This window comes from Rhizobium sp. X9 (assembly GCF_018873185.1).
In the GTDB taxonomy this organism is placed as follows: domain Bacteria; phylum Pseudomonadota; class Alphaproteobacteria; order Rhizobiales; family Rhizobiaceae; genus Agrobacterium; species Agrobacterium oryzihabitans.
This window is the reverse complement of the sequence record NZ_CP071312.1, coordinates 1,700,658-1,725,767: the sequence shown is the minus strand read 5'-3', so window position 1 is coordinate 1,725,767 and position 25,110 is coordinate 1,700,658. Positions and strand designations below refer to the sequence as shown.

The following is a 25,110-nucleotide window of genomic DNA, read 5'->3' as shown; positions in this document are numbered from 1 at the left end:
GGATAAGGTTGCAATGCGGGCCGTATGGGTGATGGTCGCTCAGGTCGCCTCCGTCCCACAGATGCGCATGATCGACATCAATCCGGCCCGTGAGCCGGCAAGCCGAGGATCCGGGCCATGAAGTTCGCTTACCTTTTCACCCTTCTGGTCCTTTCCATCCCGCCTGCAGCCATAGCACAGGAGCCGGGCGGCGGCGGGCCGGCGGTGAACCGCAGTGTCTTTGTCACCGACACTATCGCGAGCGTCACAGCCGTGACGCAGGTGTTCGGGCGCAGCCAGAACGTGACCGCGGCCATCGTCGAATTCGCGGCCCCGCTGTCGGCCGCCGCCCTGTCGCCCGACAGCTTTGCCGTGGACGGCCGCCGCATCCTGTCGGTCCGGGTGACGACCGTGCCGGACCTCGACGCGCCCGCCGCGGATGGCCGCTTCGCAATCCTCGAACTCGATCCGGCGGACGAGGCCGCAGTCGTCTTCGCCCCCGGTGTGGACGAAGCGCCGCAGTTGATCGTGCATCTGGCAGCCCCGTTAACGCTGGCCGATGGCGGGGTGCTGGCAGCCACGGACAAGGGCGTCATCAACACCCGCGTTACCAACCTGATCGTCGACGATTTCCGCCAGTTCCGCTTCACCGATCCCGAAACCGGCCTGCTGCTGGACTACAACCTGTATATCCCCGCGGGCGCCGAGGCCGGGCAGGACTATCCGCTGGTGATGTTCCTGCACGATGCCGGCGTGACCGGATCGAACCCGCGCCGCACCCTGCAACAGGGGCTGGGCGCCGTGTCCTTCGCCAGCCCCGAGGATCAGGCGCGGCACCCGGCCTTTGTGCTGGCGCCGCAGTTCCCGGTGCCGCTGGCCAACGATGCCTCGCAGACCTCGGTCTATGTCGCGATGCTGCCGCGACTGCTGGAGGCGCTGGCCGCCGAGCATGCCATCGACCGCGACCGCATCTATACCACCGGCCAGTCGGGCGGCTGCATGACCAGCATCGCGCTGGGGGTGGCGCATCCCGACCTGTTCGCCGGCACCCTGTGCGTCGCCGGGCAATGGGACCCCGCCGTCACCGCGCCCTTGGCCCACGACAACCTCTGGGTCATCGTGTCCGAGGACGACACCAAGGCGTTCCCCGGCATGACCGCCATCATGGAGGTGCTAAAGGCCAACGGGGCCAAGGTCGCGCGCGGCAGCCTGGATGCCAGGGCCGCACCCAAGGCGCAGGCCGAGGCGGTGGCCGCCATCCGGGCGGCGGGGGCGGACAGCAACGTGTTCTTCACCACCTTTACCCCCGGCTCTGTGCTGCCCGAAGGCGGCGCAAACACGGGCGGCGCGGGCCATGTCAACACATGGATCTACGCCTACGACATCCCCGCCGTCCGCGACTGGCTGTTCGAGCAGCGTAGGTGAAACGGCCTCGCCCACATCTGATTCATTCTGACCGAACGCCGGAACCGGGTTCAAAGCTAAGGTCCGTTCAACTCTTCTGTTGACGGGTTTGCTCCGGCCATGTCCTCGGAAATCTCCTGCCGCAGCTTCGGCCCCTGTGCGAGACGGCGCCCGAGCGCGGTGATGAACGCCTCGTACCGCTCGCCAACCTTGGCCTTCGCCGCCTGCGCGGCAGGTTCCGGCAGGGCTGGCGTGGTCGTTAGCCAGAAGCGGATAAAGACGGCCAGGGTCTCGACGGCGATGCCTATGTCGCGCTCCGTTCGGCTCATGCGGCGGTCGAGTTGGTCGAGACGTCGGGCGATGATCGCTTCCCGGCGCTCTGCATCGTCCGGCGACAGGAACGAGGCGATGGCGGCTTCCGCGATCATGGATTGCGACTGATCCCGGCGCGCGGCGAAATCCGCCAGGATCTTCTCGATGTTCGGGTCCAGATAAACTGAGACCTTTTTCTTCTTCCGAGGGTTGGTCATAGCACTACAGATCCATGCCATCATTGGGGTCCATCGCCACTTGGCGCGCGATGCCTTGCACATGACGAATCATGCGTTGGTTCTGGACAACCTCCTCATCGAGGTCATCCGACAACCCAGCCTCAAACTCGTTCTCGATAGGCTTTTTCTTCTCCACCGGCTTCGCACGGCTAAGTTCCGGTTGCAGCCGGCGTTCGGATTCGGTGGGATCTTCATCATCGACCGATAGATCGGAAGAAGCCTCAGCGCTCTCCGGCCGCGCCGGGATCGGCAGCGAGGTCCAGTCGTCGGGACGGGCTTCGTCGGGCTGCTTCAATTCCGGTGGCGCCAGGAGGCGCTCCCGAAGCCGGGCATCTTCGTAATAGCGTGCTTTCGTCGCCCGGATCGGTGGGATGCCCGCCACCATGACGATCTCTTCGGTGGGCGGAAGCTGCATGATCTCGCCCGGTGTGAGCAACTGGCGGGCTGTCTCCGAGCGCGAGACCATGAGATGCCCGAGCCAGGGCGACAATCTGTGGCCAGCGTAGTTCTTCATGGCCTTCATCTCGGTGGCGGTGCCGAGGGCATCGGATACACGCTTGGCGGTGCGTTCGTCATTCGTCGCAAAGCTCACGCGGACATGGCAGTTGTCGAGGATCGAATTGTTCGGTCCATAGGCTTTCTCGATCTGGTTCAGCGACTGCGCGATCAGAAACGATTTCAGCCCGTAGCCCGCCATGAAGGCCAGGGCCGTCTCGAAGAAATCCAGCCGCCCCAAGGCCGGAAACTCGTCCAGCATCAGCAGCAGCCGGTGTCGCCCGACGTTCGCCTGCAGATCCTCGGTCAGGCGGCGGCCAACCTGATTCAGCAGCAACCGCATCAGCGGCTTGGTGCGGTTGATGTCGGACGGCGGCACGACAAGGTAGAGTGTGGTCGGTTGCTCGCCGCCGACTATATCGCTGATCCGCCAGTCGCACCGGCGCGTAACCTCGGCGACGACGGGGTCGCGATAAAGCCCCAGGAAAGACATGGCCGTCGACAAGACTCCCGAGCGTTCGTTGTCGGATTTGTTGAGCAGTTCGCGTGCTGCGCTGGCAACAACCGGGTGCGGCCCGGCCTCACCGAGATGCCGGGTTTCCATCATGGCGCGCAGTGTAGATTCGACCGGACGCTTCGGATCGGAAAGGAACCTGGCAACACCGGCCATGGTTTTGTTGGGCTCCGCATACAAAACATGCAGGATCGCGCCGACGAGAAGCGAATGGCTGGTCTTTTCCCAATGGTTCCGTTTGTCGAGGCTGCCTTCGGGATCGACGAGGATGTCGGCGATGTTCTGAACGTCCCGCACTTCCCACTCGCCGCGTCGCACCTCGAGCAGCGGATTGTAGGCCGAGGATTTGGAGTTGGTCGGGTCGAAGAGCAGGACACGGCCATGGCGCGACCGAAAGCCGGAGGTGAGCTGCCAGTTCTCACCCTTGATGTCATGGACGATGGCAGAGCCCGGCCAAGTCAGCAGCGACGGGACGACGAGGCCGACGCCTTTGCCGGATCGGGTCGGCGCGAAGCAGAGCACATGCTCCGGCCCGTCATGGCGCAGGTATTCCTTTTCGTAGCGGCCGAGAACCACGCCATCGGGATCGAGGAGGCCAGCGTCCTTGATCTCGTTCTTCTCGGCCCATCGTGCCGAGCCGTAGGTGGCAACGTTCTTGGCCTCGCGCGCCCGCCAGACCGACATGCCGATGGCGACGGCGATGGCGATGAAGCCGCCTGACGCTGCGATGATCCCGCCCTTGGCGAAGATCGGCGGCGCATAGGCTTCGTAGAAATACCACCACCAGAAGAGCGTGGGCGGATAATAGACCGGCACACCGAACAGCACGAACCAGGGCGGCCCGAGCTGCGGCTGATAGCCGAGGCTCCAGGCAACATACTGTGTCGCGCCCCAGGTGGTGACGAGGATGATGAGAAAGACAACGGTGATCTGTCCCCAGAGGATCTTGGTCGCGGACATTGCATTGGTCCTTTCCGGTTGAGGCTAGAGGCCGAGGCCGCGCTTGCGCCCGAAATCCCAATCGACGCCGCCATCGTCGCGGGCGACGCCGGAGACATGGCGGCCGATCTGCTTTTCGAGGGAGGGCGACCAAGGCACGAGCTGGAAGCCGAGGCCGTCATCGAGCATGGCGAAGCGCCCGGAAGCGAGGGCAAGGCGCTGGCGATAGGTGCCGGCGACATATTCGCCGCTTCCGGTGCGGTTGAACGGCATGCCGGTCTCGGAGGCGAGTTGCTCTCCGACTGCCCGCAGTTCCCGATTGCGGAGCGTGTTGAGCAGCCGGCGCGCGAAGACGACGCGGCCGCCCTGCCGCTCGGCGAGGTTTTCACCGATGAGATGCTCGGCACGCGCGTCCATCGCCTGACGGACTTCCGCGCCGAAACCGCTGTCCGACAGGGCAATAGGCTCGCGGGCGATGGCCTGCCGGTCGAGCCAGGTCGCGCCGGTGGCGCCGACCTGTGCGGCGAGATCGAGATCAGAGCGGACGGCCAGTGCGACCCGGCGCTGCCCGTTCGCATCCTCGTAGGCGCGCAACTCAACGATCGAACCGGGCGGGCTATCGCCGGCAGCGTCGATATGCGGCAGCTTGATGTGATGGCTGCGCCCATCGACGCCATCGACGACGGCATAGGCCGTGCCCTTCAGCTCGTCATCAAGTCCGCGCTCGACCAGGCGGCCGATGACGGGAACGTCGAGGCTCTCGCCTGCGAGGACATAGCTGGCCGAGCCCCGCTCGATGCCGCGCTCGGTCAGGGCACGGTGCATGCGCTTGATGATGTCGCCACGCTCGCCGAGTTCGCGCAGCACCTTTTCAGCCTCGGGCTTGATGAACCATTGCGAATGCCCGACCTGACCAGCCACGCCGAGGATTTCGAGGGTGCGCAGCCGACCGACCTTCAGCGTGTGAAGCGCATCTGGCTGCCGGTCGGCAAGCGGGGCGAGATCGAGTATGCCCGACTTCCCGGCATCGCGAACAAGCTGCCGGTCAAGTACCGTCCAGCGTTCCGCCTCGACCTGCCGCTCCAGATTGCGATGGATCTCCAGATCGGTACGCTGGCCGAGTTCCTGCGTGACGAGATCCTGCGCGCGGGCGCGCATGCCTTCCTTGATGTAGTCGCGGGAGATCACGAGGTCCTGACCGTCATCCGCGCGGCCGCGCAGGATGATATGAATATGGGGATTGTCGGTGTTCCAGTGATCGACGGCGACCCAATCGAGGCGCGTGCCGAGATCCTTCTCCATCTGGCCCATCAGCTCTCGGGCATGGGCCTTGAGGTCGGTCATGTCCGCCGCGTCCTCCGGGGAGACGATGAAGCGGAAATGATGCCGGTCATCCCCGCATCGCTCGGCGAAAGCGCGGGCATCCATGTCGTCGTTCTCCGGGCCGAACATCCGCGCCCTTCCCCCATCGCGGGTCACACCGTCGCGGCGCAGGTAATTGAGGTGCGCGCCGAGCGGGGCGGAACGTGCGGTATGACGCACCACGCGGGTCTTGATCACGACGATGCGCGAGCGCCCGGTGAGGAGACGATTGGCTTGGATACTGGCGCGCTGGCCGCGCCCGAAGCGGGATCGCTTGCCGGAGGTGATCTTGCCGGAGCGCGAGACCCGCCCGCCGGCCTTCTGCGCGGCGGCGAGCGCCTGGGCGATGAAAGGCCGGACCTGCTGCGCACGGGTCGAGCGGATGCGCCCCGGACGGATGCGGAACTCGCGCTCATCGGACATGGCGCTGGCCCGCACGGTGCAGAACAGGATGTAAATTCAAGAAGATGGGTGCGCAGCGCACGGTGCGCGCCAGCGCCGCACGGTGCGGAACGCACCGGAAAACCCCGCAAAAACAACCGCCCAACCGAAGCGCACCGTGCGCCTTTTTATCTCGCCATCTTCCGGTCGTGGTGCCTGCCGCCACCCCCAGCGCCGTCCATGATGCGCCAGAGCCCGATGCAGCGCGAAAAACTGCGGAGCCGCTCATGGTCGGTCCTCACCGGCATTGCGGGCGACGAAGAGCCCCTCGGGCTGCAAGTCGGTGAGCGCCTCGGGTGCCGCCGGAACGAGGGAATTGGTATCGTCCTGCGCGCGGTCGAGCGTAGCCGGATCGGCGGAGGAAGCGTCACCGCCGCGCGAAACGAAGAGCCCCGCCTCGCGCCAGTCGAGCGGCCTAGCGACAGCGGATGCGTCGCCCGAAGGCTGCTCGCCGAACAGCATGGGCGCAAGCGTAGCGACATAGGCGCGCGTTTCAGTGGGTAGCGGACGATCCGCCATCCGGTATTCGTCATAGCGGGCGGGACCGGCATTGTAGGCCGCGAGCATCGCGGCCACATTGCCGTAGCGGTCCCACATCTCACGCAGATAGGCGGTGCCTGCGAGGATATTGTCGCGCGGGTCATAAGGATCGCGGCCGAGACCATAGCGGATGCGCAGTTCGGCCCAGGTGTCGGGCATGACCTGCATCAGCCCCATCGCGCCTGCCGAAGACACGGCGCGCACATGGCCCGCACTTTCGGCCCGCATCACAGCGACAATCCATGCCGCCGGGATGCCGAAACGCTGCGATGCTTCGGTGATGTGCGCCGCGTGCGGATGCGCTGCTGAAGCGCGCGATAGTGGCAAGACCTGTGCAAGCACAGCGGGCGACGCGGCTGAGGTGAAGATAAGGCCGGAAAGAAGAAAGAGGAGCGCTGAGCGCCGGACGGTGGAATCGCGTCCGGCGCGTGCGCGGTGTCGGACCGCCGCCATTCAGTCCTCCTGCCGCTTTTTGGAAGGCAGGTTGGTGTGCAGCACCCAAGCGGAATCGTCGTCACCAGCCCGGAAGAGATTTGCGCGGAAAGTGCCGCCAAGGAGCGGGCTGTAGATCGTGATTGAGACGAACTCACCAGCGCGTTCACCGACATGTTTCCAGCCCGCTCCGATATCGAGGCCTTCGTCGCCGCCGAGCAGGACGCGATATTTCGGCGCGTTCTCGACCTCCGACGGCTCGGCGGGAACGAGCGCGATGTTTTCGCGGATGCCGAGCGTCCGAAACTCGCCTTCGAAGCCGGATTGAGTGCGTGTGAAATGTCCAATCTGGGCCATGATCGTGGTCTCCTGTTGTGCGGTGAGGTTGCGAATGACACGCCGTCACCGCATCGGCGCGCGCCAGACGAAGCGGCCATCGCCGTCTTCGTCGGTGAAAAGCGGGGTGGCCCGGCCGATCACGGTCGAGGCAGGCAGAGGGCCGAAATAGCGGCCGTCGAGACTGTCGCGGACATCCAGATTCATGAGGAAGAGTTGGCCCTCGGCGATGACGCGGCAGCCCTGCCAGACCGGCAGGTCGCGGCCGAATCTGTCGCGCTCCAACGCCTCGCCCATCTCGATCCCGTCCACGGTGATCGTGTGGCCGTTGCGGCATACGCGCTGTCCCGGCAAGCCGAGGACGCGCTTCAGGAGCGGCACGTCGCGGGCGACGTAGCCGCGCTCCATCATGAAGGCGGAGAGCGGTTCGGGCGGCATGACTGCGACCAGATCGGACACGTCGAGCCCATCCGCCGGAGCGATGGTGTAGAAGCCGATCGGCACGCTGGCCGATGCGTTCCAGACCAGTCTGGGCGCGATCTGGATACCGCTGGCGAGGGCGACAGTGAACACGGCCGCGACCGTCACGACGAGATAACGGGCGCGGGTCATAGCCCCATCCCCCGGCGGCGTAGCCATGCGGAATGGCGCTCCATCGTGTAGGGACGCGGCGCTTCGCCCGCGTTCATCCAGTGGGCGACATGGCGCCAGTGATCGGGATCGGCCTCGGCAGGATCGACTCCGAAGGCCTCGATCGCCTGGACATGGCGAAGAACGGACTCGACCTTGGGCCAGCCCTCGATCTTCAGCAGGATCTCGCCGCCCGGCCGCACGAAGGGCAGCGTCTGATAGGCGCTGCCGGGCGTTATCGCGCGCAGGATGTCGATACGCGAGATGACGGTGCCGTAGTCATTCGACGCCCAACGCACGAAAGCAAAGACTGCACCGGGAGAGAACGAGACGACGCGGCGGCTGCGGTCGAGAATCTGCTCACCAGTCGCGTGGCCGAACCTTATCCAGTATTCGATCTTCTTCTCCACCCACGTCAGTTCGACACGGGTGAGATCATCGTCATGGGAACCGATGCCAATCATGGGCGATCTCCTGACGTGTCGGGAAATTCGCGCGCGAGCAGTTCGCGCAGCATGTCGGCGACCGTGATGCCGCGATTGAACGCCGCAACCTTGATGCGGCCACGCATTGCGGGCGTGACGTCGATGGTCAGCCGGGCGGTGTTGGCCGGCGCAGTGCATTCGCGCGCTGTGGATGCGTCACCGGCCTTGATCCAGCCGTCCGGATCGGTCGGGCGCGCTGCAAAGCCGCGCCTGTCGCTGCGCACCGTCATGACGCGCCTCCGTCATGGAACGGCAGCACCGTGGCGATGCGCGCCCGCGCACGTTCGGCCATGTCAGGGTCGATCTCGCAGCCGATGTAGCGCCGGCCGGAGAGCCGGCAGGCTTCTCCGGCAGCGCCCGAACCGGCGAACCAGTCGCCGACCAGGCCGCCTTCCGGGCAACTGGTGCGGATAAGGATTTCCAGGAGTGCCGACGGCTTTTCGGTCGGATGGATTGCCCGGCCGTGGCAATTGCGTAAATAGATGACCGAACGCATCAGGCGCGGCCCGCCATCGTGGCTAACGTAATGCCCGGCGTCGATCTGGCCTGTATGGGGCGGGCGACGCTTGCGGCGAACCGTCCGCGCCGTTGCATCGGGCGTGGTCTGGACGTCGTTGTAGATGTCCCGCCAGGCCGTCTCGGCCGGGTAGAACTGCACGGCCAGCTCATGCACACGCTTGAAGCGGTCGGCATGAAACCCGGTGCCGTTCTGCTTTTCCCAGACGATCTCCTGCGCGATCCGCAAGCCGGCATCGGCGAAGCGGTCGGCGGTCGCCATGAAGCAGCGCAGCGAGCCGAAGACCCAGAGCGAGCCGGTCGGCCGGAGGGCGGCGCGCGCCAGCGCAATCCAGCCCTCGACGCGCCGATCCCAGGCGAGCGAGGTGTCGCCATAGGGCGGATCGGCAAGGATCATGTCATAGGGGGCGTGCCAGGGCATTTCTTCGCGGCAATCGCCGGTGAGGATGGTCATCGCGCGGCCCTCCCGATGCCCAGCCCTTCGATTTCGGTGGTGAGCGCCGCGATCTCGCGGGCGGCGGGAGACTGGCGGTCGATCTCGCGAACCAGCCGCCCGGCCTGCGCCGCGTCGGCGAAGACGACGCGCTGGCCGATGGCGGTGGCGAGCATCGGCGGATCGTGGTCGGCGAGTGTTTCGGCCGTCTCGCGGGCGATGACGGTGCGGGCGCCGCAGCGATTGAGCGCGAAGCGGGCGACGAGCTGGGGCCGGTAGATGCGGGCCTCTGCCAGGAGGGCCAGCATCTCGGCCGAGGCCCAGCCATCGAGAGGCGACGGTTGCACCGGGATCAGCACCAGGTCGGCGGCGAGAAGCGCGGAGCGCATGAGGCCGGCGACGCGGGGCGGGCCGTCGATGACGACGTGATCGGCATCGCGGGCCAGCTCCGGTGCTTCCCGGTGCAGCGTGTCGCGCGCGAGGCCGATGGTGCCGAAAAGCCGGGGCAGACCCTCGCGGGCACGCTGCTGCGACCAGTCGAGCGACGATCCCTGCGGATCGGCGTCGACCAAGGTGACGCGATTGCCTCGGCCGGCCAGTTCACCGGCGATGTGCAGCGCCAGTGTCGTCTTGCCGACGCCGCCTTTCTGGTTGAGGAGCGCGATGATCATTTGCCACCTCCCGGAAGATCGAGAGGAAGGCGTGGTGCTCCGGCGTCGTCGAGGCCTGTCGCCGCCTCCTGATCGGAGGCGGATCGAGATGCCGGAGGGGCGGCGGATGCCTTCTTCTTTGCCTCTACGCGGAGGCTTCGGGCGGTGTCGCGGATGAGGTTTTCCACATCGCGCGCGCGCTCTTCAAGGTTAGAGTCTATGTTAGACTCTAAGTTAAGGGCGCTATTTCGTGATTGTTTTCCGTGCATTAGGGCCGGTTTCGGTTCCCGATAGCACGATGGTCCGGTTCCCGATAGCACGATAGCCTGGGTTCCCGATAGCACGAGGCCATTCACAGGTTTTCCACAGGGCGGAACGGGCTCGAATGCGAGCAGCATCCGCCCGCCGATCTCGGCCTCCAGGAACAGCGTGTAGCCCGGCAGCGGCTGGCGGCGGATGATGTCGCGCAACTCGAAGGCGAAGCGCTTGAAGGGCGACAGGCTGCCGGATTTTTGGTGGAGGTGGTGGAAGTCGAAGCGCCAGCCACCCTGCTGACGGCCGCCGTGCTTGCGCACCAGGCGGTAGAGCCAGCGGTCGAGGCCGCCGGTCAGGTCGAAATAGGTCCGGTCAATGGTCAGCACGAGGGCATCGTCGAGGACGGCCTGGTAGAACCAGTCTGGCACGATCATCTCGATGCCGTCCGGGCGGCCGTTGCGATCGGTGCGCTCCTGCCACTCGTTGATCCAAGAGAAGCGGTGGCGGCGGCCTTCGGCCGGTTGCCGGATCGAGGTGGAAATCGTTGTCGATTGCAGCCGGTCGAGTGCGGCCTTCAGGCGCTGGTAGTCCCGAAGCGACGTGCCGCGACCGACATAGGTGAGGATTTCATAGGGCGTGGCGGCCATCAGCCGGGAAGTTCGGAGCCCGTTGTCGCGGGCTTCGACGATCTGGCTGGCGGCCCAGATCAGGATGTCGGCATCCCAGATGGTGGCCATGCCATGATCGGGGACCGCCTCGACCCTGATCGTGACGTTGCCGGCGGCGAAGTCGATGGGCGCAACGCGCTTCGACTTGGCGAGGGAGAAGAAGGGATAGGCCATGAGATCCTGCGCGTCTCGTGGAGCGAAGTCGCCCGGGAGCGCCCTGAACAGGTCGAGCTGCCCACGTTCGGCAAGGGAACGACGTCGCACCGTCATGAAGGGAACTGCGAGCGGTCAGCGCGCGTAGCGGCCGGCCCGGGGGCCGGAGCCGACCGATTGGCGTCTCGGCGGCGACACCCTCCCGCGCGGGTCGGAGGTGGACGTCACCGCGCCGCGATCGGCCCAGGTCTCCAGATCGTCGATCGCATAGACGACACGCCCGCCGAGCTTGCGATAGGCCGGGCCGGTGCCGTAGGTGCGGTGTTTTTCGAGGGTGCGGGCGGAGAGACTGAGGAATTCGGCGGCTTCCTTGGTGCGAAGAAAGCGCGGCGGCAAAACGACAGGTTCGTGCGGCATGGAACGGGCCTCCGTGGTGTTGAGACGGCCGCTGCGGATCAGCGGCGGGCAACGACCACGGTGGCGAAGAAGAACCGGCGAGTTGCAGGGCGAAATTGGGGGGTATCGAAATCGCCCACCATCGGGAGCGCGGAATCGCGTTAGCGGGGGCGGCGATGACGCAGGAGTTTCCGATAGCCGCCCGCGACCATGGATCGGGCATCGCGCAGGAGCGCCTTGATGGTATGACGGGCCGAGGATGCCTGCCATTCGTCACGGCTGAGTCTAGGAATGTTGAGGAGTTCTTCCGCGATCTCCTGCTGCGTTGCCCCGGCTTTATGGCCGTCGAAAGCGCGTAGCATCCGTCGCAGGCGTGCACGTTGCTGCCGGGTCAATCGTGTGTCCGGTGGGATCGCGCGGCCATGCAAAGCTGAGAGGAGCCGGCGAACGGCTTCAATACGGTCGAATCCGTCGAGATCAAGCGGGATGACGGCGACGGCGATTGTGCCGCCATCGATATTGCGGTCGAGGATCTGAAGATATTGCCCGTTGCCGAGAGCGAAGCGGAATTCTGCATCGGCGTCGCCCATCCGGAGATCGTGCCGCAAGTCTGCCGCAGGAGCATAATCAATATCGCCACCGATATCCGCAGGGGCTTCGGTCAGCACGACAACGCTTGTATCCTCCTGTGGAAGCCAGAAGACGGGGGCATCAGGAGGTGGCGTCTGGGGATCGACAGGGAAATCGCAGTCCCCACCGCTGACGGATATGGTCCCTCAGCGCGGTGGGGTCTCCACGGCCAGAGGCCGAAGCTTCAAAATCTGCGTCATAGCTGTCGTTTCGGCGGAGCCATTCCCAAGCCAGATCGGATGCCGTCATCACATCCAGATGCTCGTATTCCGCCGAGGAACGCCAGATCGATGCGTTGGGTGTCGTCATCGCAGCCTCCAGAGATTCGGTACAGGAATCTGGTAGGATTTACGATTCACCTTCGGGTTGAGTTAAGGAAGCCAGCCGCCGATCAACAGGTGATGCATGCCCCGCATCACGATCATGACTTCCGCTGGCTTTCGCGAACCAGCTCGCGATAGCCGCCCTCAGTCATCCAATGGGCGCGCGCAAGATGTGAGTCATGAATGAGACGACATCGTTCAGGATCGCGTTCGGGATCGAGTCCGAAGAGGATTCGCACCGCTTCACGCCAATCAGCACCGTCCCGCTCGGCGTCGAGAAGGCGCATATAAAGCTTCATATGCTCGCGATCATAAGAGGTGAGCGTATCACCGGAGGGTGGTTCGTCGACAAACGTCTGCGTGCCCTGTCCCATCATTCTCCTATACTCGCAGGTTACATGTTCGTTAACCGTCTCCCGTAGGAGGTAGCCATTTTCTCTAACAAGAATTGGTCATCACGCGATCCGCGACACTATCTTTGAACGTCGGTCCTGTCATGCAGGAGCAATACGCCTTCGCCCTTGTCTGTTGACAAGAGAACGATCCCGGCTGTTTCGAGGGCGCGGCGTACCTGATCGCGCGTCGACTCGAACACCTCAAGCCGGTTCTCGGATTCGAGGCGTTTGAGCGCAGTCAGCGATATGCGAGCCCTGTCAGCGAGCGTCTCCTGTGTCCATCCCAGCAGCGCGCGTGCGGCCCGTGATTGTCGGGCGGTGATCATACATGATCACCTCCCATTCGGACCTGCACACACTCCAGAACTACGACTAAAATAGTCGCTCCCAGATCAAACGTCATTCGGAATCTGAGAGGAACCCCCTTTTTCAGCGAAGTTTCTCGACATCGCCCGTTATCTGATTCGGTCGTCGGAAAGCACAGCCTCCAACGCTGTGAGAGGCCGATCTCACCGAATCATCTTTGGGGAGAGGAGGATGGGTTTGGGAAGGAGGGCGAGGGAACCGTCGCCTCCTTCCCATGGGAGGGTTCAAGGGAGGGGCTTCAGCCCTTCCCTTGGGGAGGATGTTTGAAGGAGGGGGCTTGCCCCTTCCTTCATGGGGAGAGTGTTGAGAGGGGGCTTGCCCCTCTTTCATCAGTCGAGGTGGCCGGTCGATCCGGCTGCCTCGGCTCATCGTTCAACGCAAGGAAGAGAGGCGGCGACAGCCGCCTCTCTTCCACGCACTATGAGCCATCGTTTCGATCGCAGCCGTGCAGGAGGGCGTAGATTGCCGAGATGTTGCCGTCGTCGTCGAAGCCATGCAGGTCTTCATAGCATTCCGGGTCAATGTCTTCGGGGTCGATTTCATGTGATGGAAATCTCATTGGTGGCAACTCCTTCGGGAGGGCCAAGCCGCTGGAGGAGAGAAAGACCCGTAGATCCCGATGGATTTGACCGAGGATGCGCCTGAACCCGACCATTCCCGACGGCACGACGTCCCAGAGATCGTAGTCGCCTTCCTCACACCAAAAGTCCTCGTAGTTCGCTCGGAAGTAGTAGAGTTCTTCGTCAAGGTCCGCGTCCTGCGACGGATCCGTATTGGTGAGGACGCGCCGCTCCGCCGCCAGCGCGCCCCGCGTGAAGGTGATGAACCGGCTGAGGAACTGCTCCACCCAGTCGTGAAGCACGCGCTCTGTTTCGGTCTCGCAACCAAGCCTGTTCGCCAGCACCATGATCCGCAAGCCGGTCGCGCTGGCGTAGAGTTTCAGAAAGTCGATATCACGCATAAGAAGCCTCCTTTTCGTTCTGACGAAAAGGTGTCCGCACCGTAGGCGCGAGGGGTCAGGGACCGCGGCACGCGGCCGCCAGCGGCGGCGAGTGGGGGAGCCGAATTTCTGGCGCGGCCCGCAGGGACGGGTCGGAAATTTGGGGGAATCACTCGTCCTTGACGCCGGAGTGGCGGGTGCACAATAGGATGTCAGAGAGAGAGGAGCCCGCGGCCCCGATCAGGGGCCGCGACCGCATGGGCCGGGGAAGTTTGGAGGGTGATCTGCCTCCGGTAAACGCCCTCGAATCGGCTTAGAGTTTTCCGCGCCATTTTCCTGGCTGGGAGAGGAGCGGAAGCGATGAAGGCATCGCAATTTTCGGACGCGCAGAAGGCGTTCATCATCAAGCAGGGCGAAGACGGCATGTCGGTGGCGGAGATCTGCCGGAAGGCTGGGATCAGCCAAGCGACCTACTTCAACTGGAAGAAGAAGTATTCCGGCATGATGCCGTCGGACATGAAGCGGCTGCGCGAGCTGGAGCAAGAGAACACGCGGCTGAAGAAGATCGTGGCGGACCTCAGCCTCGACAAGGAGATGCTGCAGGACATCGTCCGGCGAAAAATCTGAGGCCTGGCCGGAAGAGAACGCTGGTCGATGTGATGCGATCGGACTGGGCAATCTCGATCCGCCGTGCCTGTGCGGCGATCCTGTTCGACCCGAAGACCTACCGATACAAGTCACGTCGGCCCGACCAGGCCGCTCTGGAGCAGCGGATGAGGGAGATTTGTCAGGCCCGCGTGCGTTTCGGCTATCGGCGCGTGCATGTCCTGCTCAAGCGGGAGGGGTGGCCGATCAACCAGAAGAAGACATATCGGATTTACAGGGAGTTGGGCATGCAGCTCAGGAACAAGACGCCCAAGCGACGTGTGAAGGCAAAGCTGCGCGAGGATCGCGCCGAAGCCGTCGGCCCGAATGACGTGTGGGCCATGGACTTCGTGCACGACCAGTTGGCGACCGGCCGCAAGATGCGGGTTCTGACCGTGGTCGACACGTTCTCGCGCTACTCGCCCGTGCTCGATCCACGGTTCAGCTATCGGGGCGAAGATGTGGTTGCCACGCTGGAGCGTGTCTGCTCACGCACTGGATATCCGAAGACGATCCGAGTGGATCAGGGATCGGAGTTCATCTCCCGTGACCTCGATCTGTGGGCCTATCAGCGTGGCGTGACGCTCGACTTCTCAAGGCCGGGCAAGCCGACCGACAATGCCTTCATCGAGGCATTCAACGGCCGGCTGCGGGCGGAATGCCTAAGCGCCCACTGGTTCCTGAGCCTTGCGGACGCGGCGGAAAAGTTGGAGGCTTGGCGTAGAGACTACAATGAGCAGCGGCCACACGGCGCGATCGGGAACAAGGTCCCGGCCGCGCTCATGAAATCGGCACACGCAACCAGCCCGTGTTGCCAATGAAGGCCGGAAAACTCTAGCCCTTGCCGAGGGCGCATCGGGGAGCAGCCCAAGGGGGTGGACCACCCCCTCCATGGGTGGGGGAGTTTGAGGGGGCGGGGCTCTGCCCTGACCCTTCATGGGGAGAGCTTGAGAGGGGCGGCTTGCCCCCCTTTCATCAGACATGCCGAGCGGTCGATCCGGTCGGCATGTCTTCATAGACGTGGGAGAGGTGGCGGGCGGCTTCGGCCGCCCGCCACCTCGTTATCGGTATCGGAAATTGTTGATCGGGCGCTCGTAGATTTCGGGATCGAGATGCCCTGCGCCTTCGGGGCCGATGCTGGCATCGCAGAGATAGGTGGTGAAGCGAATTCCTGTCTGCGCGACTATCTTCTGGAGGATCGGGCCAAGACCGCACAGATGCTCGTCGCCAACGGTCATCCGTTCCGGGATCGGGCCGTGGCACCACATCGCCGCAACGGGATGGCGGTATCCGCCAAAGTCCGGGTCACGATCCACTGCATCCAGCAGATGCCAAGGATAGAAGCCTCGCCCGCCGGATTCGAGATCGCCCACGCAGTCGCCGAGGGTTTGTTCAAGAACCTCGCGCGCGGCGGGATCGGTCTCGGTCCGCAGCCGCCGCTGGACCCTCGCACCCTCGCGGCAGGTCTTGAGATGGCCATTGAGGGCAACAAGCAGCTTTTCATGGAGGGACTGCGCAAAGCGGGTGTCGCACCTGACGAGGTTCTTGCGAACCGCAGTCCTCAAGGCGCCAAGCTGCCGGGAAAGATCGAGGAAATCGAGATCAGACATTTGTTTCTCCTTTCGTTCTGACGGAAGGAGCCTGCACTGTTGCCGCGAGGGGTCAGGGATCGCGTAGCGACCGCCTGCGGCGGTGAGCGGGGGTTCCGATTTTCTGGCGCTGCCCGTCTCGGGCGGCGACTGAAAATTGGGGGGAACCGTGAAGTCCTTGACGCCGGAGTGGCTGGTGCATGATCCGAGGTCAGAGAGAGAGGAGCACCGCGGCCCCGACCAGGGGCCGCGACAATATTCGGCACAACGGCAAAGGGGAGGTTTGGAGGGGAAGCCCCTCCATGGGTGGGGGAGTTTGAGGGGGCGGGGCTTTGCCCTGGCCCTTCATGGGGAGAGTTTGAGAGGGGCGGCTTGCCCCCCTTTCATTCGGGGAGCATCGGACCAAAAAGTGGTTCCCGGTTTTTGGAACCGATCCGATGCTCCGACAAAGAAATCGGAACGCCAGCGCCCATGAGCGCGCAGCGGCTCCGGCCGGAAATATTGCACTGAAACAGCCGGGCGATCCGACGTGAACACGGGAAAACCCGGCGGCTTGCGCCGCCGGGTTCCGGGCGTTCCGCTCAGAACGGGATGTCATCTTCGTCGATGAACTTGCCGTCGTCGTTCTCGGTCTGCTTCGCCCGGCTCAGGAAATCGACCGTCTCGGCGATGATCTCGCAGCCGTAGCGCTCAACCCCCGCCGCGTCCATCCACTTGGTGTAGTGGATGCGGCCGCGAACCAGCACCTTCATGCCCTTGTCGCAATGCTGCTGGACCGTCTTGCCGAGGCCGTTGAAGCAGGTGATGCGGTGCCATTCGGTGTCCTGGACCCGATAGCCGTTCTCGTCGCGGAGGACGCGGCCTTCCGAGTAGCGGGGGCGCGAGGTGGCCAGAGTGAAGTGGGTGATCCCGGTGCCGCCCTGGGTGGTGCGGGTTTCGGGGGCCTGACCGATGTTGCCGGCGAGGATGACGATGTTCTGCATTGTAAGTCTCCGTTGCTCCTCGGAGGGACCATCCCTCCGACGAGACCCGGCCAAGGCCGTCGGGAGACTCCCGCAACTGCCGCCTTGGCGGCAGCTTGCCCCTAAGGCCCCAGGTGGGGCGGGCAGCCGCGCTTGCGCGGCAACACGGCTGGGAGCCGCGGGGGTTGCTGGTGGAAACCGAACGGACTTAGGGGATCAGTCAGTCGGAGGGATTGGTGCTTTCGAGAGCAGATCGGAGACGCACAGCACGTTCATCGTCAGTGCCGGCAACAGCGAACAGACAGGCCCTTGAACCCGGACTATCCGGTGCCGCCGCCGCTCATCCACCCTTCTTACCGGCCGCCCTTGCGCTCGCCGCCGGAAGGCCGTGTCCTCCGCGTCGAGAAGGAAACGGCCATCGGGTCCGGAAAGAACCAATGGCACGGCGTTGCCTTGCTTCGACTGAGGAGGGTCCGGTCCAGTGTCATTGCGCAAGGCGACAATGAAGGTGCTGGTTCGCGGCTGCACTCACGGAAAGGAGTGGATGGACGCGGCGGGGGTTGAGCGCTACGGCTGCGGGAATCATACCGATGACAGATTTCCAAGGCGGGCGAAGCAAACCCAGAGCGATTGGGGCAAGGCAGCGATGACATGACCGCCCAGCACTTGTACGGGACACCCGGAACCCGGCGGCGCAAGCCGCCGGGTTTTGCCTTGGAAGAGGATCGTCCCGCCGTTTCAGCGCGAGAACACGGACTCCCCGAGGGCGTTCAGATTGATGATGGCCGAGACGCCGATGACAAGGCCACCGATGCCGCCGAGCAGGTTGAGGGCGAGGCTCGAGTCGATGGCGTTCTTGGTGATGCCATAGACCAGCGCATAGCCTGCGATGACGGCGGGCACTGCGAAGAGAGCCAGCGCGATGAAACGCAGAACGGGATTCCGGGCGAAGCCGAGAACCAGAATCACCATTGCGACCGACAGCAGGGCGGCTCCTGCGGCACTAAGGCCGGACAACAGGACGCCAGCTCCGGCACCCCAGGCAAATTGAGCGGCGGTAATGGCGGTCATGACCGGGAGAGCATAGATCGCGAGATTCCAGGCGATCACGCAGGCGGTGAGGGTCAGAGAAATGGCGAGTAGGATCAGCGTCATGGAAACCTCCAGCGGAACGGTTGAGTTGCGCGACAGGCTGCCGGAAGATGCGCTCCGCCTGCGACTATGCTGCTTCGCCGGTTCTTCAGGGATGCTCCATCAAAGGCGGATGCGGGCCGACTGTCAAGGTCTGGCGGCCTTTCAGCCGCCAGAGGGCGGCGCTTACGCGCCGCCGTCGAACTTCATGACCGGGATGCCGAGCTTGCGGGCCTTGTCCGCGAGGTTCTCCTGAATCCCCGTGCCGGGGAAGACGAGGACGCCGACCGGCAGCACGTCCAGCATGGCATCGTTGCGCTTGAAGGGCGCGGCCTTGCCGTGCTTCGTCCAGTCGGGCCGGAAGGCGACCTGCGGCACCTTGCGGTGATCGGCCCAGCGGGAGGCGATCAGTTCCGCCCCCTTCGGCGAGCCGCCGTGCAGCAGCACCATCTCGGCGTGCTTGGCATGGACCTGATCGAGCTTCGCCCAGATCAGGTGGTGGTCGTTGAAGTCGGCGCCGCCGGTCACGGCCACCTTCGGGCCGGCGGGCAGCAGCACCTCGGTCTCAGCCCGGCGTTTCGCGGCAAGGAAGTCGCGGCTGTCGATCATCGCGGCGGTCAGGTTGCGATGGTTGACCATCGAGCCGGTGCGCGGCCGCCAGGCGCTGCCGGTGTGATGCTCGAAAGCCTCGGCGGCGAGGTCGCGGAAGAGTTCCATGCTGTTGCGCCGTTCGATCAGGGTTTGCCCCTCGGCCGTGAGGCGTTCGAGTTCGACCGACTTCACCTCGCTGCCATCCTGTTCCCGCTGCATCCGGCGCTGCGCCTGCTCGTTGTCGTCGAGATCGCGTTCGACCCGGCTGGTGGCGCGGTGGAATATATTGACGGCTCCCCAGAGCAGATCTTCGAGGTCGGGTTCGAGGCGGGTATCGCCGAGCGTCGCGACGAGGGCGTCGAAGATGTCGGCGATGGCGGCGGCGACGGTATTGCCCTCGGGCAGCGGCCGGGGATCGGGTTCGTCCTGGAACGGGCGCCAGCCGTAGAGCTGGAGTTCGGTGAGGGCGTGATCGGTCTGGGAGGAGGTGTGGAAAGGCTCGTCGCCTGCGTATTCGGTTTCGTTCGTCATCGGGAGCGTCCTTCGTCTGGAGACCGCGCCCATCGCGGCCTTCGCAGGCGTCGAAGCGCACGGACGGGACGGGTTGGCAGCCCTCGCCCGCTCCGCGAGGGCCTTGATGGCCGGGTGCGGGCTATTTTGACTTTCGCGATGCAAAGGCGGGGCTCGTCCCCGCCGGCGGAAAATAGTCCGCTCCCGGCCATTGCCTGCCCGGCCCGTTTGTGCGCCGATCGCCCTCTCAGAAGGCCGTGGGCGCGGGACTCTCCGACGAAGGATGCACCTGCCGATGACAGATGAGCGAAACCGGCAGGCGCCGAGCCGGGCCGTGCCTCCGGGGCCGATTACACCCTCACCCCTCCATGAACCGGCGGGCGTCTTCAGGACGAAGCTGATCCTTCAGGGCCGCCCCGAGGGCATCGGCGCCGTGGCGTCGCAGATCATCGTTGAAATCGCCCTCGCGCGGCGTGAGCGATATCGCCTCGATCCCGAAGCTCGCTGCTCTGGTGAGTAGGCTGTCTCTGGCACCGTCCCCGGCCGGGTCGCGATCGCACAAGACATAGAGCCGGCGCAGGGACGGCGGGAACAGGATGGCAGCGAGGTGAGCGGCCGAAAGCGCCGCCAGCATCGGCATGCGGGGCAGAACCTGACGGGGCGACAGCACGGACTCGATGCCTTCGCCGACGGCGAGCACCTCATCGGCGGCGCCGAAGCGGACCCCGTGCCCGAGAAGGTCGCCCATCGCCCGCCGCGGTGTCTCGACAGCCGCCTTGCCGGAACCGTCCGGGGCGAGCCAGGTGCGATGCGCGCCGGTCTGATGGCCGGCCAGATCGGTGACGGCTGCAACGAGCGCCGGCCTGATCTCGGTGGGCGAACGCTCGTCAGGTCTATAGTAGCACCGGGGATGGAAGCGCAGTGCGGCGGTGCCGGAGAGGGAGGTGATCGCTCGCCCGCTGAGGTAGATCTCCGCAAGCGTGCCGCGGATCGGCTGCGCCATGGCGAAGAGACGACGCGACGCTTCAGGCGAACCGGATGCCACGCTGGACGTGTTGCCGGTCGGCGTCCTCGTCTTTTCCGGCTCGGGATGCGGGAGAGCGAGGAAACGGCGCGCTTCCTCGGCCACGTCCCTGAAGTCGACAAGGCCAAGCGTCTCGCGGATGACGTCCAGCAGATCGCCATGTTCCCCCGTGGCCATATCGGTCCATTTTCCTGCCGCACCCTTGCCGCCCTCCGGGCCGATCAGGCGCACGAACATCGAGCGGCCGGGATTGTTCTGCACATCGCCGACCAGCCAGTATCGTCCGGCGCGATGGCCGGACGACAGGTAGTGACGGCAAACCGCCTCGGCCTCGCGGCCCAGACGGATCGCCAGCTCGGATGCGTCGTGCCGGGGCATCAGGCCGCCTCCCGCTCGCCGATACGCTCGACCGGCCAGCGGTCGAGGACTTTGGCGAGAACGGCAGAGCCAGCCGCATCGACGGGTACGAACATGCGCAGCTTCCAGGAGATGATCTCGTGAAAGAGGCCATAGGCCCGAAGCCGGTCGCGCATCGTGTCGGTGAAGCCTGACAGCTCGATCCGGTTGGCACCCATGACCCGGACCCGGCGGAGCTGGAGCCCCTCGGCAAGATCGAGGATCGTCCGGCCTTCCATCAGCGCGGCGAAGGCATCCTCCGGTGTGACCTTGGCGATGCCGGTCGTGGTCGCATTCGCGGCCCAGGCCGGCGAGACCTTGCGGCCGATGATGCGCTCGCCCGCATCGGTCTGGAGCCGATAGACGCGGGTGGAGTCGTTGGGCAGACGCTTCCAGATCGGCAGCAGCAGGCCCGTCACCATATGCAGCGTGCTATCCGCGAATTCCGGCACCTCTGCAACTTCGGCCTCCCAAGCCGATGCGAAGGCGTCCCGCTCGGCCTCGATCCAATGGGTCTCGCCCATCATCCGGACCGGCACATTATGGGCTTCCATCGGCCGGATGAGGCGGACGCGGCGTTCGATCTCGCCATCGTCCAGCATGACGCTGGTGGTGGGGATCTGCACCGCCGCGCGGCCCGAACGCTCGTTGATCAAGAGCTTCGCGCGCGGGTCATCGAGTTCGGCCAAGGCGCTATCCAGCGTCACCGGCCGGTTGCGCTTGCGCTCGGTGATCGTCAGCAGGCTGGTCTCGGCCCCGGTGCGGGGGTGGGTGTAGATGACCTGCCGGTCGGTGACGATGAAGCTCTCGGCGCGCAGGGTCTCCAGCCCGGCGTCATAGGTGCCGGAAGCGATGGCGCCCTCGATCCGCGCCGTCAGCAGCCCTTCAAAGGCGGTGAACAGCACGCCCTGAAGCTCGATGGTCAGCGCCAGCAGCCGGTTCAGGAAGGTCGTGATGCCGGGCAGATCGTCCTTGATGCCGTTGCTGTCCATCAGCTTCAGGCCGGTGGCGGCCTCGAACCGCTGAAGGCTGCAACCCTCGACCTTGCCGCGCACCAACAGCAGGTAGAGTTGGCGGAGCGCGTCGCGCGCATAGTGCGATTCCAGATTGTCCTCGGGCCGGAACAGACCCTGGCCGCCGGTCTGGCGCTGGCCGCGCGTGATCGCGCCCAGCGTGTCGAGGCGACGCGCGATGGTCGAGAGGAAGCGTTTCTCGGCCTTCACATTGGTCGAGATCGGCCGGAACAGCGGCGGCTGCTTCTGGTTCGTCCGATGCGTGCGGCCGAGGCCCTGAATGGCAGTATCCGCTTTCCAACCGGCTTCGAGCAGGTAATGGACCCGCAGCCGGGTGTTCCTGGCCGAAAGCTCGGCGTGATAGGATCGGCCGGTGCCACCGGCGTCCGAAAAGACCAGCACCCGCTTGGCGTCGTCCATGAACGCCTGGGTCTCGGCCAGATTGGCCGAACCCGCGCGGTTCTCCACCACCAGGCGGTCGATGGTGATGCCGCGCTTGCGGACGATACGTCGCGAGCGTCCCGTCACCTCGGCCACCGTGTCGGTGCCGAAATGCTGGATGAGCTGGTCCAGCGCGCCGGGAACCGGCGGCAGGCTGGCAAGGCTGGCAATCATCTCGTCGCGACGCGCCACGGCCTCGCGGCTCTCGACCGGCTGGCCATCGCGATAGACCGGGCGCGAAGACAGATTGCCTTCTGAATCCGTGAACGGCTCGTAGAGCTGCACCGGGAAAGAATGGGCGAGGTAGTCCAGGACATATTCGCGCGGCGACAGGTCCATTTTCAGGTCGCCCCATTCCTCGGTGGGGATCTCCGCCAGCCGCCGTTCCATCAGCGCCTCGCCGGTCGAGACGATCTGGATGACGGCCGAATGGCCCGCTTCCAGATCGGCGGTGATGGACCGGAGCAGCGTCGGGGTCTTCATGCTCGTCAGCAGGTGGCCAAAGAACCGCTGCTTGGCAGACTCGAAGGCCGAGCGCGCGGCGGATTTTGCCTGCCGGTTCAGCGTGCCGGAGCCGCCATCGCCGCCGGTTATATTGGCGGCCTGCATCGCCGCATCCAGGTTGTTGTGGATGATCGCGAAGGCATCGGCATAGCTGTCGTAGATGCGGACCTGTTCCGGCGTCAGCTCGTGATCGAGAAGTTCATATTCGACGCCTTTAAACGACAACGACCTCGCCGTGTAGAGACCGAGCGCCCGCAGGTCGCGGGCCAGCACCTCCATCGCCGCCACGCCCCCGGCTTCGATGGCCTCGATGAACTCGGCACGGGTCGAGAACGGGAAATCCTCGCCACCCCACAAGCCCAACCGTTGCGCATAGGCGAGATTATGGACGGTGGTAGCGCCGGTGGCCGAGACATAGACGACGCGGGCCTGCGGCAGGGCGTGCTGAAGGCGCAGCCCGGCGCGGCCCTGCTGGCTGGCGGCAACGTCGCCGCGTTCTCCCTTGCCTCCGGCAGCGTTGGCCATGGCATGCGCCTCGTCGAAAATCACCACTCCATCGAAGTCTGAACCCAACCATTCGACGATCTGCCTGACCCTGGAAACCCTTTCTCCGCGATCATCGGAGCGCAGCGTGGCATAGGTTAAAAATAGGATGCCCTCGCCCAGCATGATGGGCTTGCCTTGCGGGAATCGCGACAGCGGCGTGACCAGAAGCCGCTCCATGCCGAGCGCCGACCAGTCGCGCTGTGCATCTTCCAGCAACTTGTCCGACTTCGAGATCCAGACCGCCTTGCGCCGGCCCTGCATCCAGTTGTCGAGGATGATGGCGGCGGATTCCCGGCCCTTGCCGACGCCCGTGCCGTCGCCGATCATGAAGCCCTGCCGGAAACGGATGGCGCTCGTGGCACCCTCCGACGCGGCCGACAGGGTGTCGAAGGTATCGTCCACCGTCCAGGCCCCGGCGAGGAACCCGGCATGGGCCTCGCCGGCATAGATTACGGTCTCCAACTGCGCCTCGGACAGCTTGCCGAGAATGTCGCCGGGCAGCGTCGGCCGGTAGCTCGGCTTCGGCGGCGCGATGCTCGCCATCGAGGCGGATTGCACGAGCTGGGTCGGATGCGCCTGTGCCCCGGCGATGCAGATCGTCTGAAGGCCGTAGTCCTCATAGATCGCATCGGAGAGGCGGTCTGCCTCGGCCGGTTCCCAATCCACCGTCTCATAGGCGAGCGGCACCCCCTCCGGCTCGGCAAGCGGCGCAGCGGGTGCGGTCTTCGCTGCCCAGTTGACATAGCCTCGCACGGTGCGCGGCGCGGCCAGTCGTGCCACCGGCACGGCCAGGCCGGGATCGACCGGCAGCCGGGCCGGAAGTTGGTCCGCAAACCAGCCCATCAGCGTGGCGACATCCGGGGCGACGCCGGGCGCTGCCGGAAACACCGCCGGATCTTCGGCGGGCAGCTTGTCGATGATGGTGAGTCGTGTCGGGACGGTCGTGCCGTGTTTGGCATAAACCGAACCATCGACGGCGGCGGAGAAACTGACGCGGCCACGCTCCTGCAGCCGGGTCCAAGAGGCGGTCCAGGCCGGATTGTCGGGCGCGAAGCTTGCCCCGGTGATGGTCACGAGCCGCCCGCCGGGCGCCAGGCGCGCCAGCGCCGAGGCGACATGGCGGAAGGCGGCATCGGCCATGCGGCCCTCGACGTTGGCCATGACCGAGAACGGCGGGTTCATCAGCACCACGGTCGGGATCAGGCCGGGATCGAGGTGGTCATCGAGCTGGGCGGCGTCGAAGCGGGTGACAGAAAGGGCCGGGAAGAGGGAAGACAAGAGACCGGCGCGGGCCTCGGCGAGTTCGTTGACGAGCAGCGTGCCGCCGGCGATCTCGGCCAGGATGGCGAGGAGCCCGGTTCCGGCCGAGGGTTCCAGCACGCGATCGGCCGGCGTGATCGCCGCAGCCGTCGCCGCCGCGAAGCCGAGGGGGATCGGGGTCGAGAACTGCTGGAAGGTCTGCGCTTCCTCCGACCGGCGCGTATGCGTCGGCAGAAGCCCGGCGATCTTTCCGAGCTGGGACAGGATCGCAGCCGGGGAATCGGCTTTGCGGAAAAGCGGCTTTCCGTATTTGCGCAGGAAGAGGACGGTTGCGGCCTCGCAGGCGTCGTAGGCCACTTTCCAGGTCCAGGCGCCGGTGGCGTCGGAAGCGCCGAAGGCCGCTTCCATGGCACCGCGCAGCGTGGCGGCATCGATGCGCTGGCCACGTTCGAGATGCGGCAGCAGAAGCCCGGCCGCGGCGAAAACGCGCTCCGCGGTGTCGGCGTCATGGTCGAGCGCCAGCGGCGCGGTTGCGGATACCGCCGCGGATGCGGGGATCATGTTCATCGGAGATTCCTCGGGAGAGCGGAAAGGGATCGAGCCGCACAGCGCTCTCTCTCGACCGCACCGGCTCGGATCCCCTCCAGCCGCCCTCTCCCTCTCAA

The 25,110-nt window shown here is 65.2% G+C and carries 25 protein-coding genes; 2 read left to right on the top strand and 23 right to left on the bottom strand.

The window, feature by feature from the left end:
* The first annotated feature begins 117 nt into the window (after window positions 1-117).
* Complete coding sequence (locus JZY08_RS22860) at window positions 118-1,404, top strand: PHB depolymerase family esterase (protein ID WP_216331770.1); 1,287 nt, start codon at window positions 118-120, stop codon at window positions 1,402-1,404.
* Window positions 1,405-1,460: 56 nt separating this feature from the next.
* Here JZY08_RS22860 and JZY08_RS22855 read toward each other — a convergent pair whose 3' ends face one another.
* The 17 genes from JZY08_RS22855 to JZY08_RS22775 all read right to left on the bottom strand — a co-directional run bounded on the left by JZY08_RS22855 (window position 1,461) and on the right by JZY08_RS22775 (window position 13,854).
* On the bottom strand, window positions 1,461-1,913 hold the full coding sequence (locus JZY08_RS22855) for a CopG family transcriptional regulator (protein WP_109614477.1): 453 nt from the start codon (window positions 1,911-1,913) through the stop codon (window positions 1,461-1,463).
* 4 nt (window positions 1,914-1,917) lie between these two features.
* The gene (locus tag JZY08_RS22850; protein WP_109614476.1) at window positions 1,918-3,903 is read right to left on the bottom strand and encodes a conjugal transfer protein TraG; all 1,986 of its coding nucleotides are present in this window, start codon (window positions 3,901-3,903) and stop codon (window positions 1,918-1,920) included.
* Window positions 3,904-3,927: 24 nt separating this feature from the next.
* Window positions 3,928-5,667 carry a VirD2 family relaxase/mobilization nuclease gene (locus tag JZY08_RS22845; RefSeq protein ID WP_216331769.1) on the bottom strand — a complete coding sequence of 580 codons (1,740 nt, stop codon included), beginning with the start codon at window positions 5,665-5,667 and terminating at the stop codon, window positions 3,928-3,930.
* A 243-nt stretch (window positions 5,668-5,910) separates the two neighbouring features.
* Window positions 5,911-6,678 (bottom strand): lytic transglycosylase domain-containing protein, encoded by a 768-nt coding sequence (locus JZY08_RS22840; protein ID WP_109614474.1) that lies wholly within the window; start codon window positions 6,676-6,678, stop codon window positions 5,911-5,913.
* Window positions 6,679-7,014, bottom strand: a complete 336-nt coding sequence (locus JZY08_RS22835) for a DUF736 domain-containing protein (protein WP_109614473.1) — start codon at window positions 7,012-7,014, stop codon at window positions 6,679-6,681.
* A 45-nt stretch (window positions 7,015-7,059) separates the two neighbouring features.
* On the bottom strand, window positions 7,060-7,605 hold the full coding sequence (locus tag JZY08_RS22830) for a S26 family signal peptidase (RefSeq protein WP_109614472.1): 546 nt from the start codon (window positions 7,603-7,605) through the stop codon (window positions 7,060-7,062).
* A complete protein-coding gene (locus JZY08_RS22825) occupies window positions 7,602-8,087 on the bottom strand; it encodes a DUF2840 domain-containing protein (RefSeq protein ID WP_109614471.1) in 486 nt (161 codons plus the stop codon). The genes JZY08_RS22830 and JZY08_RS22825 overlap by 4 nt, the downstream gene beginning before the upstream one ends.
* Window positions 8,084-8,338 (bottom strand): hypothetical protein, encoded by a 255-nt coding sequence (locus tag JZY08_RS22820; RefSeq protein WP_109614470.1) that lies wholly within the window; start codon window positions 8,336-8,338, stop codon window positions 8,084-8,086. The genes JZY08_RS22825 and JZY08_RS22820 overlap by 4 nt, the downstream gene beginning before the upstream one ends.
* Window positions 8,335-9,078 carry a site-specific DNA-methyltransferase gene (locus JZY08_RS22815; RefSeq protein WP_109614469.1) on the bottom strand — a complete coding sequence of 248 codons (744 nt, stop codon included), beginning with the start codon at window positions 9,076-9,078 and terminating at the stop codon, window positions 8,335-8,337. Before JZY08_RS22815 ends, JZY08_RS22820 begins: the two co-directional genes overlap by 4 nt.
* Entirely contained in the window at window positions 9,075-9,728 is a 654-nt protein-coding gene (parA, locus tag JZY08_RS22810; RefSeq protein ID WP_109614468.1) for a ParA family partition ATPase, read from the bottom strand. The genes JZY08_RS22815 and parA overlap by 4 nt, the downstream gene beginning before the upstream one ends.
* A complete protein-coding gene (locus JZY08_RS22805) occupies window positions 9,725-10,900 on the bottom strand; it encodes a replication initiator protein A (protein WP_109614467.1) in 1,176 nt (391 codons plus the stop codon). Before JZY08_RS22805 ends, parA begins: the two co-directional genes overlap by 4 nt.
* 18 nt (window positions 10,901-10,918) lie before the next feature.
* Complete coding sequence (locus JZY08_RS22800; protein ID WP_109614466.1) at window positions 10,919-11,200, bottom strand: helix-turn-helix domain-containing protein; 282 nt, start codon at window positions 11,198-11,200, stop codon at window positions 10,919-10,921.
* A gap of 140 nt (window positions 11,201-11,340) precedes the next feature.
* Window positions 11,341-11,847, bottom strand: a complete 507-nt coding sequence (locus JZY08_RS22795; RefSeq protein WP_244916211.1) for a DUF2285 domain-containing protein — start codon at window positions 11,845-11,847, stop codon at window positions 11,341-11,343.
* A 43-nt stretch (window positions 11,848-11,890) separates the two neighbouring features.
* Window positions 11,891-12,118 (bottom strand): DUF6499 domain-containing protein, encoded by a 228-nt coding sequence (locus tag JZY08_RS22790; RefSeq protein WP_109614464.1) that lies wholly within the window; start codon window positions 12,116-12,118, stop codon window positions 11,891-11,893.
* Window positions 12,119-12,230: 112 nt separating this feature from the next.
* Window positions 12,231-12,509, bottom strand: coding sequence for a DUF2285 domain-containing protein (locus JZY08_RS22785; RefSeq protein ID WP_109614463.1), 279 nt, complete (start codon window positions 12,507-12,509; stop codon window positions 12,231-12,233).
* A 95-nt stretch (window positions 12,510-12,604) separates the two neighbouring features.
* On the bottom strand, window positions 12,605-12,853 hold the full coding sequence (locus JZY08_RS22780) for a helix-turn-helix transcriptional regulator (RefSeq protein WP_109614462.1): 249 nt from the start codon (window positions 12,851-12,853) through the stop codon (window positions 12,605-12,607).
* 458 nt (window positions 12,854-13,311) lie between these two features.
* Window positions 13,312-13,854, bottom strand: coding sequence for a hypothetical protein (locus tag JZY08_RS22775; protein ID WP_109614461.1), 543 nt, complete (start codon window positions 13,852-13,854; stop codon window positions 13,312-13,314).
* Window positions 13,855-14,193: 339 nt separating this feature from the next.
* On the opposite strand from JZY08_RS22775, the gene JZY08_RS22770 reads away from it, so the two are divergent.
* A protein-coding gene (locus JZY08_RS22770) for an IS3 family transposase (protein WP_109614979.1) occupies window positions 14,194-15,299 on the top strand; the annotation gives its coding sequence in 2 pieces (ribosomal slippage) (window positions 14,194-14,455 and window positions 14,455-15,299; 1,107 coding nt in all).
* 240 nt (window positions 15,300-15,539) lie between these two features.
* On the opposite strand, the gene JZY08_RS22765 is transcribed toward JZY08_RS22770, so the two are convergent.
* The 6 genes from JZY08_RS22765 to JZY08_RS22740 all read right to left on the bottom strand — a co-directional run bounded on the left by JZY08_RS22765 (window position 15,540) and on the right by JZY08_RS22740 (window position 25,012).
* A complete protein-coding gene (locus tag JZY08_RS22765) occupies window positions 15,540-16,088 on the bottom strand; it encodes a hypothetical protein (protein ID WP_216331768.1) in 549 nt (182 codons plus the stop codon).
* Between the two features lie 560 nt (window positions 16,089-16,648).
* Window positions 16,649-17,050, bottom strand: coding sequence for a single-stranded DNA-binding protein (locus JZY08_RS22760; protein WP_109614960.1), 402 nt, complete (start codon window positions 17,048-17,050; stop codon window positions 16,649-16,651).
* A gap of 717 nt (window positions 17,051-17,767) precedes the next feature.
* Entirely contained in the window at window positions 17,768-18,184 is a 417-nt protein-coding gene (locus tag JZY08_RS22755) for a hypothetical protein (protein WP_109614959.1), read from the bottom strand.
* A 162-nt stretch (window positions 18,185-18,346) separates the two neighbouring features.
* Window positions 18,347-19,282, bottom strand: a complete 936-nt coding sequence (locus JZY08_RS22750) for a DUF2493 domain-containing protein (protein WP_109614958.1) — start codon at window positions 19,280-19,282, stop codon at window positions 18,347-18,349.
* 337 nt (window positions 19,283-19,619) lie between these two features.
* A complete protein-coding gene (locus JZY08_RS22745) occupies window positions 19,620-20,663 on the bottom strand; it encodes a toprim domain-containing protein (protein WP_109614957.1) in 1,044 nt (347 codons plus the stop codon).
* Window positions 20,663-25,012 carry a strawberry notch family protein gene (locus JZY08_RS22740; protein ID WP_109614956.1) on the bottom strand — a complete coding sequence of 1,450 codons (4,350 nt, stop codon included), beginning with the start codon at window positions 25,010-25,012 and terminating at the stop codon, window positions 20,663-20,665. The genes JZY08_RS22745 and JZY08_RS22740 overlap by 1 nt, the downstream gene beginning before the upstream one ends.
* Window positions 25,013-25,110: the final 98 nt, after the last annotated feature.